This is a genomic window from Nostoc sp. (assembly GCF_036919675.1).
Lineage (GTDB): Bacteria > Cyanobacteriota > Cyanobacteriia > Cyanobacteriales > Nostocaceae > Nostoc.
In genome coordinates, this window is the sequence record NZ_JBALCP010000120.1 from 36,919 (window position 1) to 51,556 (window position 14,638).

12 protein-coding genes are annotated in these 14,638 nt (G+C 40.9%); 5 read left to right on the top strand and 7 right to left on the bottom strand.

Features of this window, described 5'->3' with window-relative positions:
* Positions 1 to 213 precede the first annotated feature (213 nt).
* The gene (locus V7K49_RS27005; RefSeq protein ID WP_335208369.1) at positions 214 to 2,898 is read right to left on the bottom strand and encodes an AAA family ATPase; all 2,685 of its coding nucleotides are present in this window, start codon (positions 2,896 to 2,898) and stop codon (positions 214 to 216) included.
* 198 nt (positions 2,899 to 3,096) lie between these two features.
* Positions 3,097 to 4,887 (bottom strand): translational GTPase TypA, encoded by a 1,791-nt coding sequence (gene typA, locus V7K49_RS27010; RefSeq protein ID WP_334872603.1) that lies wholly within the window; start codon positions 4,885 to 4,887, stop codon positions 3,097 to 3,099.
* A 655-nt stretch (positions 4,888 to 5,542) separates the two neighbouring features.
* Here typA and V7K49_RS27015 point away from each other — a divergent pair.
* From V7K49_RS27015 to V7K49_RS27030, 4 genes are all read left to right on the top strand, one after another.
* A complete protein-coding gene (locus tag V7K49_RS27015) occupies positions 5,543 to 6,019 on the top strand; it encodes a dCTP deaminase (RefSeq protein WP_335208371.1) in 477 nt (158 codons plus the stop codon).
* Between the two features lie 113 nt (positions 6,020 to 6,132).
* Positions 6,133 to 6,306, top strand: a complete 174-nt coding sequence (locus V7K49_RS27020) for a hypothetical protein (RefSeq protein WP_335208372.1) — start codon at positions 6,133 to 6,135, stop codon at positions 6,304 to 6,306.
* 9 nt (positions 6,307 to 6,315) lie between these two features.
* On the top strand, positions 6,316 to 6,654 hold the full coding sequence (locus V7K49_RS27025) for a hypothetical protein (RefSeq protein ID WP_335208373.1): 339 nt from the start codon (positions 6,316 to 6,318) through the stop codon (positions 6,652 to 6,654).
* Positions 6,655 to 7,312: 658 nt separating this feature from the next.
* Complete coding sequence (locus tag V7K49_RS27030; protein ID WP_335208374.1) at positions 7,313 to 8,365, top strand: hemerythrin domain-containing protein; 1,053 nt, start codon at positions 7,313 to 7,315, stop codon at positions 8,363 to 8,365.
* An 81-nt stretch (positions 8,366 to 8,446) separates the two neighbouring features.
* Here the strand turns inward: V7K49_RS27030 and V7K49_RS27035 are convergent, their stop codons facing one another.
* Positions 8,447 to 9,631, bottom strand: a complete 1,185-nt coding sequence (locus tag V7K49_RS27035; RefSeq protein WP_335208375.1) for a M20 family metallopeptidase — start codon at positions 9,629 to 9,631, stop codon at positions 8,447 to 8,449.
* 558 nt (positions 9,632 to 10,189) lie between these two features.
* Positions 10,190 to 10,753, bottom strand: coding sequence for a pentapeptide repeat-containing protein (locus V7K49_RS27040; protein WP_298909169.1), 564 nt, complete (start codon positions 10,751 to 10,753; stop codon positions 10,190 to 10,192).
* A 231-nt stretch (positions 10,754 to 10,984) separates the two neighbouring features.
* Between V7K49_RS27040 and V7K49_RS27045 the strand changes: the two genes are divergently transcribed.
* Positions 10,985 to 11,221, top strand: coding sequence for a hypothetical protein (locus V7K49_RS27045; RefSeq protein WP_335208377.1), 237 nt, complete (start codon positions 10,985 to 10,987; stop codon positions 11,219 to 11,221).
* Between the two features lie 87 nt (positions 11,222 to 11,308).
* Here V7K49_RS27045 and V7K49_RS27050 read toward each other — a convergent pair whose 3' ends face one another.
* The 3 genes from V7K49_RS27050 to V7K49_RS27060 all read right to left on the bottom strand — a co-directional run bounded on the left by V7K49_RS27050 (position 11,309) and on the right by V7K49_RS27060 (position 13,817).
* Positions 11,309 to 13,069, bottom strand: a complete 1,761-nt coding sequence (locus V7K49_RS27050) for a serine/threonine protein kinase (protein WP_335208379.1) — start codon at positions 13,067 to 13,069, stop codon at positions 11,309 to 11,311.
* 123 nt (positions 13,070 to 13,192) lie between these two features.
* A complete protein-coding gene (rpsU, locus tag V7K49_RS27055; protein ID WP_012407716.1) occupies positions 13,193 to 13,381 on the bottom strand; it encodes a 30S ribosomal protein S21 in 189 nt (62 codons plus the stop codon).
* Between the two features lie 115 nt (positions 13,382 to 13,496).
* Positions 13,497 to 13,817 (bottom strand): RNA recognition motif domain-containing protein, encoded by a 321-nt coding sequence (locus V7K49_RS27060; protein ID WP_273762368.1) that lies wholly within the window; start codon positions 13,815 to 13,817, stop codon positions 13,497 to 13,499.
* Positions 13,818 to 14,638: the final 821 nt, after the last annotated feature.

Below are 14,638 nucleotides of genomic sequence, written 5' to 3' on the forward strand. Positions count from 1 at the left end.
TAAATCTATGCTGCTAATTGGCGATTTTGAGGATAACGAATCCATCTCTATGTTTAAATGCCTGGCGCTTAGACAGTTCGGGGTTGAACAGTTCCTTCGCAATACTTACATTTATATCCATATATACAGCTAGCCCTCAAGCTTAGTGACTTCATAACAGTAATAATTAGATTCTCTGAAATTAACTTGGCACTATGCAATCGCAGAATATTACTAGCGGGGGTTGGACTTCCTTCTTTTGTTGGAAGTTGCAGGATTACCAGAAACTTCAGCAGTTTTTAGCTCGGAGACGGTAGGTTCTTGCTCATTAACCAGCTGTGCTTGCCCATCCACAACGAGTTTATCTATCTGCACCTCTTCAAGAACTTCTTCAGAAATAACTGACTTCTCTGCTTGAACCTCATCGAGAGTTTTTTCTTGACTAGCTAAAAGCCCTGCATACTTAATTCTTTCTAAGCCCACCTGAAATCCAGTATAGTCGTCAATCAATTTATTCATATCAATATCAAGCTTGTAATCACGACGCAAATTTTGAATTTCGCTCTTAGTTGCTTCAATTTCCTTAATTGATTCATTCTGTATATTGCTCTCTAAAATTCCCTCAATCTCATCAAACAAAATAACGCCATCCTCACGTTTTCCAGAAATAGGATGGCGTGCAATAAAGTCCTTCTTTAGACGCTCTATTTTTTGAGACAATCTTTCTCTAGTCAATTTCTGCTGGGCACTGCGCTGCATGACGTTCAACTTTTTAAACAAAATTTTGAAGTTCTGCTCAAAAACTCCTAGTGCATCGATTTCACGTTTATTCAGTGAATTTCGTTCTCGTGACCACTCATTCACTACTCGAATAACATTCCGAGCAAAGCCAGCCTTACTAATTTTTAACTTTTTATCAAGAAAGTTTTTTAGAGTTTGTTCTATAACATCAAAAATAGTTTGACCAGCAATATTGCTTGATATTAAATCTTCAGTCAAGAATAAAAGCTCTGTTTCTTCAATTAGAAGAAACTCTTGCAAATAAAGTTTTGTTGCTTGGATGCAAATTTGTAAGGGAATAATATCTTCTATTTCAATTTGTGTTGTTACATTGTCAGTTAAAAAGCAGAATTCTTCTTTTATATCAGCAAGTTGAAGAATAAACTTCTCTTTAAGTAAAGGTCTTTTATGTTGACCTCCTTTACCTAATAAATCCTTCTTAGCCTCATTGCCACTCTGATCACTATCCAATAAAACGATGGCTGCAATTTCATCAGCGTGCCTTCCACAAGCTAGATAGACCATGTAGGGAATTTGTGTGGCTCCTCCCGAATCAACAATCGTGATTTGGTTTAAATCTAAAGTTTCTAAATTAGATACACCATTGGCTCGAAGATATATTGCGGCTCCTGCAATGAGGATTTGATCACCAATACCTTCGACCATTAAATTACAATTACCAATAAAAACTGTTTCGCCTATATGAGGTCCAATCGAAGACCTTAGAGGTTCATAACGGTTTATGGCAAAATCTTTGACTACACGTGTTCCTTCATCCTCATTTCCCTTCTGCAAGACCCGAATACGGTCAGAATGGTTCTTATCAATTAAAAAAGGAGAGTGAGTTACGTAGACTACCTGAATTGGATTAGTTAAATGTGAACCTGTTTGGGGACTTGCGAACAAGTCAAATATTCTGAGTAAGTCTTGTTGGGCTTGACTAGACAGGTAAGCATCTGGTTCGTCCATCAACAGGATCTCAGTTTTATTTGGATGTGGTTCATGAGATCGGTACTCAATGTAGTAGCTGAGAAAGTATTGTAATCCTTGGCTTCTCTCATCAAATGAATATTCCGTTCCTGTCCTATCTGTTATGGTAAAAACTAAGTCATAGTCTCTTGCCATAACTTTTAGACCGAATTTCCGATCTTGAACCCAATAGTTGGGAAAGTTTAAATTAATGGCTAATTGGCGATTAATCTTTTCAATAATTCCATTTGCATAACCTTGCATTCCATCTTTAATTGCCTTAGCTAAATCAAGTAAGGCAATAGCATCAACCTGGGCAATATTGCAAATTAATTTATAAGCTAAATTGAATTCTTTTTCTCTTCTTTCCTTCTCTGGGTCACTAAAACCGACTTCATCAAGTGCTGACATAATTGACTTGATTGCCATAACTGCTTCAGAGTCAATTTCTTCCTTATTTTCACCCCAAAGACCGCGAACTTTAGTAATCAATTCTTGATTATCACTAAAAACATCAAGTGCATCTATTATTTTGTTTCTTTGTTCTCGATCCAGAAGTTCAAATTTTTTACCACCTAAATAATTTTCTTGACCCAACTGAACTAATTTTTTAATGGGAACACTTGAAGGAAGTGCAATACTAGACTCAATTCTAAACGTTCTAGGAAGTAATTTGTCTAACTCAATAACCTGTTTTTCATTAATTGGGTATGGTGTATACTCTCCTTTTTCAGGTAAATAGATCGTTAAACTATCAACATTATTGCAAAATATGAAAAAATTCTTAATAATCGCATTCCGATGAATTTCTGGAATAATTTTTCTTAAGCTGTCCTGTTCAGGCTTAGAGAGTTCAGCCCATTCAGAACCAAAATCAGGATATTTTAATTCATTCTGTTTAACTGTAAAAAAAGGAGAATAGCGGCAGAAATCACTGCGCTCAATATCTTTGCCGGATATAGCCTTTTCAATAGCACTTAACAAGTGAGACTTTCCAGATTCATTTGCACCAACAATTGTCGTAATTTTGGGTTCAATGGAAACTTTAATATATGGGTAATAAGTATCATTTATAAGTTCCCAAGGCTTAGGCTTTCTATTCTCCTGTTTTCTGAGGAAGTCGTCATTGAAGGATTTATAGAAGCGAATGAAGACTGCGTTGAGATGCATAGAGTAATATTTGATAGTATTTTTGTGCTATTTACGTAGCTTTCTCAGTTATAACAGTATTTTGTGAGACATGCTATTACGCAGCCAAAAACAATTCAATATATCAGTCTGCTGGATCACGCATCTGATCCAATCTAAATAACAAAATAAAAAGCCCGCATCAGCGAGCTTTCTAAATTAATTAAGTTATTGCTTGACTTAACGTTTCGCCAACTTCTTTGACATCTTCCGCAGACGAATTGATTGGGGCGTAACTTCCACCAATTCATCGGAGCCAATGTATTCCAAAGCACGCTCTAGGCTCATGTCTATCGGTGCTTGCAGTTGCACCAGTTCATCGCTACCAGCGGCGCGGTGATTGGTTAACTGCTTGGTCTTACAGATATTCAGTTCCAAATCTTGGGGACGATTGTGTTCTCCCACAATCATGCCTCTGTAAACCCTTGTGCCAGGAGTAATAAAGAATGCTCCTCTATCTTCGGCGTTTCTCATGGCGTAGAAGGTAGAAACACCCTCTTCAAATGAGATTAAAACGCCTTTGTTACGAGCTTCAATGTCGCCACTGAGTTGACGGTAGTCTAAGAAACTGTGGTTCATGATGCCTTCACCACGAGTCATCCGCATGAATTCACCCCGGAAACCAATCAATCCACGGGCGGGAATGACAAACTCTATTTGGGTGCGATCGCCACTACCTGGTTGCATATCTTGCATTTCGCCTTTGCGTTGTCCCAGGCGTTCAATACAGCTACCCACACCATCAACAGGAATGTCTAACACCAAGAGTTCATAAGGTTCGCAAGGTTGTCCGTTGACTTCGCGGTAAATTACCTGTGGCTGAGATACCTGAAACTCGAACCCTTCCCGGCGCATGGTTTCAATTAAGATACCCAGGTGGAGTTCTCCACGACCGGAAACGAGGAATTTATCGGGAGAATCAGTTTCTTCAACACGCAAAGCAACGTTGGTTTCAAGTTCGCGGAATAGGCGATCGCGCACTTGTCGTGATGTCACCAACTTACCTTCTTGACCAGCAAAGGGCGAATCATTCACACAGAAGGTCATTTGCAAGGTTGGTTCATCCACTTTAATTAGTGGTAAAGCTTGCGGTTCATTGGGGTCAGTAATCGTTTCCCCAATATAAGCATCAGCGAAACCAGCCACCGCGACAATATAACCTGCGGTTGCTTCTTCCAGGTCTACGCGCTTCAGCCCTTCAAAGCCCATCAACTTGCTAATTTTACCCTTGACAATAGTGCCATCTTCTGTAACTAAAGCCGCTTGTTGTCCTGAGCGGATAGTACCGTTGTGAATTCTGCCAATGACAATCCGTCCCAGATATTCAGAATAATCTAAGGTTGTGACTTGCAATTGTAGAGGCTTATTGCTGTCGCCCACTGGTGATGGAACGTGTTGCAGAATCGCGTTAAACAGGGGTTGCATATCTACCGATTCTGCTTCCAAGCTTTCTTTGGCAAAACCTGCCATACCAGAGGCAAAAAGATAGGTAAAATCACACTGGTCTTCATCTGCCCCTAATTCCAAGAACAGATCTAATACTTTATCGACAGCAACGTGAGGGTCAGCTTGACCACGGTCGATTTTGTTGATCACAACGATGGGGCGCAGACCCTTTTCCAAAGCTTTTTTAAGTACAAAGCGTGTTTGGGGCATGGGGCCTTCGTTGGCATCGACAATCAGAAGACATCCGTCAACCATGCCGAGTACTCGCTCGACTTCGCCACCAAAGTCAGCGTGTCCAGGAGTATCAACAATATTAATTAGTGTTTCTTTGTAGCGAACCGCCGTATTTTTGGACAGGATAGTAATACCCCGTTCCCGTTCTAGGGCGTTGGAGTCCATAACGCAATCCGGAACGTCTTCGCCTTCGCGGAAAATGCCGGATTGTTTGAGGAGTGCATCAACCAGGGTGGTTTTACCGTGGTCAACGTGGGCGATAATGGCGACGTTGCGAATTGGGAGCGTCATAGAAACTTTTGGTGAACTCTAGAGGGGGTTTTGAGATTTACATTTGAATGCTAGGCTTTTGTAACAGAATTAGGTATCATTAGCAAAACTCTGTAAAGAACCTTTAACAATTCTAGCGTAATCGTCACAATTGCGGTGAGGTTTGTCAAGGCTGCATTGCGATCGCCTGAGTACACGTCACTGTAAAAGCGGTTCGGAAATATTGAAACTTGATGTTAGGTTTCACTACCCTACGGGAAGCTACCCTTTGGCTGTCTACGTTCTACCCAACCTGCGAATGATTAAATTTCATCCCCTTTTTGTGCTGTCTCGACCAAACTAGAAATAAAGGTTGAAGACAAGTAGGGGAAACAGCGGGAGAATTAACCATAAAGGTTTATGTAGTGGACTAGCAGATTGATTCTTAATAGTACTAATGTACTATTTTAATAGATTTAAACTAAAATATAGGAATCATATTTGATTTATAAAAAAGGCTACGAGATAATACGGGGGGATATATCTGTTTAACAGCAAACAATGAGAAACGAGTATCTACAAGCTCTGATCGCTCCCTTTCAGGGGCTACTTATACTAAGCGGTTTTGCCTACATATTGCTATAACTATATAACCTCAGCAGAAATTTTGTGAAATGTTTGTAATTTAGGTTAAGTTATGCGCTTATCTAGCACAGACATCAGAAGATTTTTAGAAGAAGGAAGCCTTAAAATAGTTGGTAGAAGTGAACTTGGGTTCAATGTTAATGAACAAATCAGACCTTCTTCTGTCGATATTCGTATTTCCGATGATTTTTGGAAATTTAAAAATTATGAAACACTTGAGTATTTAGATATATTAGATATAGAAAAAGCTAGATACTTTAAAGATAATCCTAAATTAATTTATGAACAAATACATTTATTAAATGGAGAATATTTAGAAATAAAACCCGGCGAACTAATTATAACTGAAACTTTTGAGTGGATAGAGTTACCAAATTTTCTTTCTGCAAATTTGAAAGGAAGAAGTAGTTTTGCCAGACTAGTACCGCAAGGCGGAAGTCAAAAGTCAAAAGTCAAAAGTCAAAAGTATTATGGAATGGGCTTTTTAGGGATTTTAAATGGTTGCTCTATTTACGCCGTGGCGTACTAGGTATTTCAATACATTGCACTGGTGATTTTATAAATCCTGGATATAAAGGTCACATGCCGATGCAGTTAGTTAATCATAGTTCTATACCAATCAGAATATATGCATATCTAAGTATGGCACAACTAGTTTTTGAAACAGTATCTTCAGAACCAGATGTTGATTACCAGAAGCTCTCAAGCAGTATATACAAATCTGACAGTGGAAACGTCGGTGGCTTATCTTTATGGTTTCGTGATAGAGAAATAGAAAAAGTAGCACTTCGTATTAGTGGTGAAAAATTTGAATAAAAAACTCAAATGATAATTGAAGACGCACTAATTAGAAGTGAAAAACGAACATTAAAACAAATAGAAAGTTATCTTAAACGAGCTAAAGTATCAGAACCAAAGCAAATTGAAAAACGGTTGCAGAATTTTGAATCTAAAGACATCAAGCGTGACAAGAAAATGCGGATATTTTTCTGGATTTTTACATTGCTTTTTGGAGCAGATTTAAGTGTATTTATCCCTGAACTTATTAAATTTATTATTACTGGAAATATTCATGAGCCAATGTTTTGGATTAGTTTCATAATAGGATTATTTTCATTAATTATTCTATGGATTACATTTGATATCAAATTTATTGGGTTTTAGTAAAAGTTTTGGAAGGTTTAATTAAGGATCAATATCCCATAAATTCTCGTAACGAACCTTGATCTAGAAAGATTGAATTAGCTTAAGGATGGTTATTTTATAAGTTAGAGTTTAAGGTATCCAAAGGCGCTTCGGGACAAATTAGATTAATGTATTTAGTCAATACAACTGATTGTGTAATCATAAAGCTTGTGTGGATTTATAGCCACGAGCAATTTGAATAACGCCCTACTGAGGTGGATTTAAAGAACGTTATTAAGAAAATCTTAAATTGTTAATATTTTAGTTTTTAGATTATTTTAGTAGCTAGGTGTAAATAAATTAAAGTTTGTAGTAAGGACTTTAGTCCTGATAATTGTTGTTTTGAGCGATGAATCACTCAGTACGAACTATGATTTTATTTTATGCTTAATTATACCTACCTACTTAAGATGTATGGTTGTAGAAAATTAGCATTAAAATGTTATCCGCCTGAGGATAGAATACAGATTTAAATATTATCTATCTAAAAGTATAATCACATAATTTGTAACTAAAAGTATTGTTTTTCTACCCATAGTTATGAGAGCGATCGCTCAAAAGAAAGATGGAATATCCCTAACCTCTATGTCAAAGTTATATCAGTTAAGAATTATGAACACTGCCGAGGAGAACACGGATGGTAGCTACATTAGATGATACTAAACGCAATGCTATTGCTCTGAAATTGGCAGACCTGAAAGCACTCCAACAGTTAGTTATTGAAAAAGAACAACTGTTTTTGAAAGAAGGACTCGATGCCGAAATTGCTGATCGCATCCGAAATTTTATCAATGATGATGAAAAAAATCTTGGCGTTCTGGAAACCATAATTGGTCAGTATGGCATTCAGGCTGAACCAAGAAATATTGTGAGAGAATTCATTGAAAAATCGAGAGAATTGTTCAAAAGTTCTGAGTTAAGCTTGTATGACAAAGTATCTCAGCATGAATTGCTGAAACATCAACTAGTAACCACTGGCTTGATAATTCACAAGGCTGCTCAAAAAGTTGGTGCTGACGTTTTGCTAGCGATCGCACCTTTGAATACCGTTAATTTTGAGAACCGCGCTCACCAAGAACAACTCAAAGGTATTTTAGAAATTCTCGGTGTCCGCGAACTCACTGGACAAGATGCAGATCAAGGAATTTGGGCCCGTGTTCAAGACGCTTTGGCCGCAGTCAGTGGTGTGGTAGGTAGTGCTGTTACCCAAAGCAGCGACAAAAAGGATATAAATATCCAAGATGTTATCCGCCTCGATCATGGCAAGGTAAATACCCTATTTACCGAACTCCTGCAAAGCGACAATCCACAGAAGATCCAAGAATACTTTGGTCAAATTTACAAGGATTTAACTGCCCACGCCGAAGCTGAAGAGGAAGTAGTATATCCAAAAGTACGTCCTTTCTACGGCCAAGATAACACCCAAGAATTGTATGACGAACAAGCTCAGATGAAGCGGGTGTTAGATCAAATTAAGGCTATCAGCCCTTCTTCATCTGAATTCAAAGATCAAGTTGGACAGCTTATGGAAGCTGTTGGCGATCATATTCGTCAAGAAGAAAGCACAATGTTTGCTGCCATCCGCAACAACTTGAGCACTGAGCAAAGCGAGCAACTGGCTACTGAATTCAAAGCTGCTAAGACCCGAATTCAACAAAAGCTAGGTGTTGTAAATGAAGCGAATGTGTAGGATGCTTTCGAGCTTTCTATATCCGCTAAAAAAGGTTAGTTAAACAAAAACTCCCAGCGCTGATCTGCTGGGAGTTTTTGTTTAAAAACTTTGCTGACAGTATTTATAAGCCGCATAGGCCATAGTCACAACCCCGGTAACAATGGCAGATTCATCAACTTCAAATTGGGGATGGTGTAATGGGTGGTTAATGATTCTTTCTTTGTAGCCTACACCCAAGCGAAACATCGAACCGGGGGCGTGTTCCAAATACATAGAAAAATCTTCAGATCCAAGGGAGGGTTCGAGTAAAACTTGGACGCGATCGCTACTCCAAGCTTCTTCTGCGGCTGATTGCAACAATTGCGTCAGCGTGTAATCATTTTGGACGCTGGGTACGCCCTGGCAATAATTGACTTCATATTTTGCCCCGTAAGTATGGCAGATATTAGATACAATATTTTCAATCCAGTTCGGGAGATCGGCACGGGTTTCGGGATGGAGCGATCGCACGGTTCCTAATAACTGCACTTTATCCGCAATTATATTCGGCGCTTTGCCACCATTAATCTTCCCTATGCTCAATACTACAGGACGCAAGGCATTTTGTGTCCGGCTGATAGCTTGTTGCAGTGCAGTAATCACTTGGCAAGCAATCCAAATTGCATCAATCGCCTCATGGGGACGCGCCCCGTGCCCAGATTCTCCCATAATCAGAATCTCTAAATTATCAGAGGCGGCTGTTAATGCTCCGTAACGCACGCCAATAGATCCTGCGGGTATAGAAGGGAAAACATGAACCCCTAATACAGCCGAGACGTTTTCCATCGCCCCATCTTTCATCATCCAGTTTGCCCCTTGAGCAATTTCCTCGGCTGGCTGAAATAAAAACCGCACTTTACCACCCAACTCCTTTGCCACTTGAGACAGCACCATCGCTGTTCCTAATCCCACTGTGGTGTGGACATCGTGACCACAAGCGTGCATAATACCCTCTGCGCCAGAGGCGTATTCCAAATTGGTGCCCTCTTGAATTGGCAAGGCATCCATATCGGTACGAATTGCCAGTAAACGGTCATTTTGGCTAGTGCCTTGCAGTTCTCCAATGACGCCCGTTTTGCCAACTCCCTCTTGTACATGCAGACCACTGGAAGACAAAACACCAGCTACATAGGCTGCTGTTTGGTACTCCTGACCGCTGAGTTCTGGGTGAGAGTGGATGTGGCGGCGAATTTCAATTAAGCGAGGCGCTAGTTCTGCTGCTAAGTCTTTAATACGGGTAAGCATCGATTTAATTAATCTATAGGCTTTTTTCCCATGATAAAGAAATGTTAACAAACAAAATGCTTTTTGCCATACAACCATAAGTGAAGGATGAAGCAAAAGGGCAGGGGGGAGAAATAATTCCTCATGACTTAGGCAGTGAAAACCTGAAACCTTGATCCCTGCTTAAAAAGACTACGTGTACACACAAGTCTCTCTCAATGTAATTTATGGTTTATCGAATAGCCCAATCAAACCTCACCCTGCTTTTGCTACGCAAAACATGCCCCTCTCCTTGGTAACGAGAGGGATTAAAGTCAGGACAGGGTAAAGTTTTAAAGGACTTTTAGGTAATCAGATAACTTGTGTGTACACGGTAGCTTAAAAAGCAGGGAACCAAAGAGCCAACTTTTTAACGGGGTTGGCGGATCTATTGTGCATAAGTCCTATTCCTAACTCCTAACTATCCAATGACGCCACTTGCTTCTCCTAAGGGAGACGCTTTTGCTAGCTTGCTTCCGCGTAGGGGTACAAGCCGGGGAACCCGTTCAACGCAGTGGCTCCCCAATCCCCTATTGCCAGTTATTTTGAATAGCAGGTTGTGCCTCGAGTATTTTCGGGTTGGAACTCGTTACATTCTCTGGGATTTTGACGCTCTAACGACCAGCCATAGGGCTTGTCGGAGGTGACAACACCATTAGCTAGAGTTGTTAGTCGGAAGTTAGCCCCCCGAAAATTAGTAAACTGCAATTTGGTATCTTTTAAGTTTGCTGCTTCCAAATTGGCGCTGATCAAACCGGCATAAGACAGATCGGCGTTTTCCAGGGATGCTGATTTCAAATTTGCTCCTGTTAAGGAAGCACCACTGAGATTCGCCGAATTCAGAATCGCACCTTCTAAATTTGCACCGGTGAGATCGGCATTCGTGAGATTAACTTGAGATAATGTAGCGCTGCTCAAGTCAGCCCCTCGCAAATTTGCTCCAGTTAGATTCAGTCGAGTTAGGTCAGCACCACTCAAATTACACCGGGGACAGGCACTTGTTGCCTTTAACTGATCCAAGTCTAGCTGATTTAAGGCAAGGGCCTGCTCTGCAAACCCAAAACAAGCTAACAGGACGACGGTAGCAACAATTTTAAGTTTCATATTTTACAGATATTTACAAAAATGACAATTTACGCACATTGCATACTGTCATACTTAATAATATGCTTCCCAAAAGAACAACAGGGATGAAGCATTGATTAAGAAGCTGTGAAAATAGTATAAATTCTAATGGTAAGACTACTCAAACTGAAATATAGATTATAGAATCGAATCGTAAGCAAGTATACCGAACCTTTTATAGACTACCACTTATGTGATCCCCCTAGCTCGATGAAAAACGCGACTAGGGGGATCTTGTTTTTAGGTATTGGGCACTGGGCATTGGGCATTGATTATTTCTCCCTCATTTCCCTGATCCTCCCCTGCCCTCAATACAGTTTAGTTAAGGATTTCTTCCTTCTCTTCCTTCTCTTCCTTCTCTACGAGACGCTACGCGAATGCGTTCTTCTCTACGAGACGCTGCGCGATGGCGGTACCTTGCGGGAAGCCGCTTTGCGTCTACATTAAAAAAATTGACTTTGATAAAGAGTTAAGCCTTAACTGAAGTGTATTGCCCCTGCCCCTCTGCCCCCTGCTCTTTGCTCCCTGCCTTCTTCACCGCCACCCAAAAAAGCGCAATCCAGGCACAATTAGGTAGTAACTCACTCCTAACCAGAAGCTGATCAAGAAGCCCACAGAACCAAAAAAAGTCAGAGGCAAGTATAACTCTGACCAGGCAGGTTGACTAGAAAATTGGAAGATCGGAGGTGCTAACCTCAAAAGAATCAAAACTGCATAGGCGATCGCACTGCCGAAGGCAGCGAACACAGCGTATACTATGTGATGGCTGCGAAGACCTAAACTCAAGGTGAGTAGGCAAACTGCCACTAAAATCACTGCCACTAAGCCCTCGCCGCTGTCTTTTGGTGTGATTAATTGCAAAATCAACCAGCCGAAGCCATAGCTAATCATGCCCATCAGCGATGCCACTAAAAAGCGCCGCCGTTGAGCAAAACACCCAGATACTGTTAGTCCCCATGCGGTTCCCCAGCCTGCGGCGACGAACACCAAAATATCTGCCCCGAAGACGGGTTGAGTATTTGGTACTAATTGGTTTAGCTGACTCAAAATCAATTCCACAACCTGACGACCCAAGCTTGTGTGATATGCCAAAATAAAACCAGCGATCGCACCAAAACAAGCGCCGATACTAGTCAGGATCATCGCCCAAATCGTCGCTAAACAAGCTTGGAAAGTTTTGATGATTGCCTGAGCAATAAAAATAACGGTTTTAGTTACAGCTTGGCTAAAGTTAGCTAAAGCTTGTTTAATAGCTTGTGTTAGTAATCTAAATCTCTGGGAAGCTTGCGTTGAGGCTTGCTTAACGTTGTTCCGTAGTTGGGAAAATAACCCTGGCGGCGATAATGGTCGAGAAATCTTCGCCAACCGTTTTTGAATCATAGCTGCATTTGCTGGACGCGATCGCACATCCTCCTGCACCATCTCGTCAAGCAAAGAAGCTAGTTGCGGGTTGACATTTACCGCAGTTCGCCAGCGTAATTTCCCTGTTTGCTGATCTTCCAACTCTAACGGGTATTTGCCTGTTAGTAGTTCAATCACCGTTCGACCGAGGGCATAAAAATCGGCATTTGGCCCGACAATACCTCCAGTTACTTGTTCTGGTGGACTGTAGCCAGAAGAAAATAATCGGGTGGAACTAGACTGAGAACGCAGCTTAGAGCTGCTAAACTGTTTTGCCCCTCCAAAATCAATTAGTACCACGCGATCGCCCTCTGTTTGCCCTTGAAGCGGGGTTACAGATGGCGAAGAGGTTCCCAACATTAAATTAGAAGGTTTGATATCGCGGTGAATAATTTGACGTTTATGTAATTCCTGTAAAATCTGTACAGCTTGGGCGAACCAGTTTAAAACCAAATCCTCTGGACACCCTTGGGGAAACTTTTTTAATATCTCCTCTAAAGTCCGCCCATTGATTTTTTCCATTACCAGACAAGGCAGTTGGCGTGGTTTGGGATTAAACAATTTTACGTGAAAATACCCATCGGCATCAACTCTGGGGACGCCTGGATGCTGCAAGCTAGATAAAACTGCCGCCTCTTGGGTAAATAATTCCAGTGCCTTTGGTGAATCTTCTACCAACACTTTCAGAACTTTTTCGGTTTGAGTTTTTTCATCCCAAACCGTGTAAATTTGAGCAAATCCTCCCGACCCCAAGGGCTGAAGTGGAACATAGCGGTCTAACAACTCTAGCGGTGCGCCACAGCTGTTGCAAAATTTGTTTCCCCAAGGCTGAGGATAAGGACGTTGACAATCAGGATTTATGCAGTGAACCGCACTCTGAGTGATGTGGGACACAACCGCTACAATACAAAGGCTGACTTGATTTTAGCGTTTCTTTAGGTTTCCTGATTTTAAAATAGACAAAAGGAAAACCCTCATAAAATCTATGAGGGCATTCGTTTATATGTATTTCAGTCCTTAATTACGAAAACTTCTCTTACTCTGTCTGTGCTTGGCAACTTCTTTGCGCTTGCGTTTTTCTAGGGGCGTTTCAAAATGACGATGCTTTCTCATGTCTGGAAAAATTCCAGCCTTGGAAACTTCTCGCTTAAATCGTCGTAAGGCTGACTCAATGTGTTCATTGTCACCTACAATTACTTGGGTCATTATTTCTCCTACTAAGTTGACTTTATCAATAGCTATGCAGGCAGTAACAGTGCAAAAAAAAGACAGACTCTTTGTCTGACCTTAAGACTCTTGGTAAATTTTTTTGTTTCCAAGGTTAGTAGCGGGAGCGTCCGCCACCGCCACCGCCGTATCCTCCTCGGTTACCACCAAACGAACCTCTATCACCTCTGTCTTCTTTAGGTTTAGCCTTATTCACTTTCAGGTCACGACCCATCCACTCAGCACCGTCTAGAGCTTCAATGGCAGCTGTTTCTTCGGCTTCAGTTCCCATTTCCACAAAAGCAAAGCCTCGTGGACGACCAGTTTCACGGTCAGTAGGTACTTGAACCCGCTTTACAGTACCATATTCTGCAAAAATACCACTTAAATCCTCTTGTGTAACGTCATAAGAGAGGTTACCTACATAAATTGACATCGATTCTCTCCAAAATCATCACTGTGTAGAGATTTTAATTTCTCTGAGAAGTCTGTAAATACTAAAAGGAAAAAGCCCTTCAATACTAAAACCAAAGACATCACCGAATTAACTCTCCTAAATCTAGGATGACATAGGAGCCAGCTCTCTGCATCCAGTAGATAGTTAACCAGTGATGCGATCGCGTAGGTGCGATCGCCTCCCCCCACCTACCCTAAGTACAGCCCATTGCAAAAAAGGTTTGGAAATGCAAGAAGATAAATTCTGTAGGGTGATAAAGGAAATCAGACATGGAGGGGCGCATCTTTAATATCCGAATTGAACGTTTGACTGCATTAACCATGAAGCATTACTCCCAAATTTTAATATGAAAGGCAAAGTCAGGCAACAAATAAAGGCTATGTCGGCTTGTACTTTTTTGGATAACCCGCTATGAAAGCAACTGCGGTCTTCTCCCAGCTTGAAGGAGGATCGTCCAAAAGTTGGGGAGCAAGTGGCGTAAGAGGCTAAGGGTTGAACTTCTTTTATGGCCGCGGTTACGCAAACGATGATTTTGAATTTTTTTATGACATTTTGGTTATGTCTCCTTATCATCACCTTTCCAAGCCGTTTCCAATTCGGCTTTGACAACTTGAGCGGCCTCATGTTTGCTTAGTGCCTGCAAGCCAAATAGAGAACGCCCATAATGGGGATACTTTTTTAAACTCTCTATAATCACCCTTAGCCAAAAGCACACTGCCCAGAGATTCCCGCGTGGGAAAGTAGAAGTCTGGTGATTCTAGGTAATCAAGTCCGGTATGATTTGGGTTACGTTTGAGAAC

Coding starts and splice junctions, on each gene's coding strand:
- V7K49_RS27045 (WP_335208377.1), top strand. CDS start 10,985: ATGAAAAACGCGACTAGGGGGATCTTGTTTTTAGGTATTGGGCACTGG.
- V7K49_RS27025 (WP_335208373.1), top strand. CDS start 6,316: ATGATAATTGAAGACGCACTAATTAGAAGTGAAAAACGAACATTAAAA.
- V7K49_RS27015 (WP_335208371.1), top strand. CDS start 5,543: ATGCGCTTATCTAGCACAGACATCAGAAGATTTTTAGAAGAAGGAAGC.
- V7K49_RS27035 (WP_335208375.1), bottom strand. CDS start 9,631: ATGCTTACCCGTATTAAAGACTTAGCAGCAGAACTAGCGCCTCGCTTA.
- V7K49_RS27060 (WP_273762368.1), bottom strand. CDS start 13,817: ATGTCAATTTATGTAGGTAACCTCTCTTATGACGTTACACAAGAGGAT.
- rpsU (WP_012407716.1), bottom strand. CDS start 13,381: ATGACCCAAGTAATTGTAGGTGACAATGAACACATTGAGTCAGCCTTA.
- V7K49_RS27020 (WP_335208372.1), top strand. CDS start 6,133: ATGGCACAACTAGTTTTTGAAACAGTATCTTCAGAACCAGATGTTGAT.
- V7K49_RS27005 (WP_335208369.1), bottom strand. CDS start 2,898: ATGCATCTCAACGCAGTCTTCATTCGCTTCTATAAATCCTTCAATGAC.
- V7K49_RS27030 (WP_335208374.1), top strand. CDS start 7,313: ATGGTAGCTACATTAGATGATACTAAACGCAATGCTATTGCTCTGAAA.
- typA (WP_334872603.1), bottom strand. CDS start 4,887: ATGACGCTCCCAATTCGCAACGTCGCCATTATCGCCCACGTTGACCAC.
- V7K49_RS27040 (WP_298909169.1), bottom strand. CDS start 10,753: ATGAAACTTAAAATTGTTGCTACCGTCGTCCTGTTAGCTTGTTTTGGG.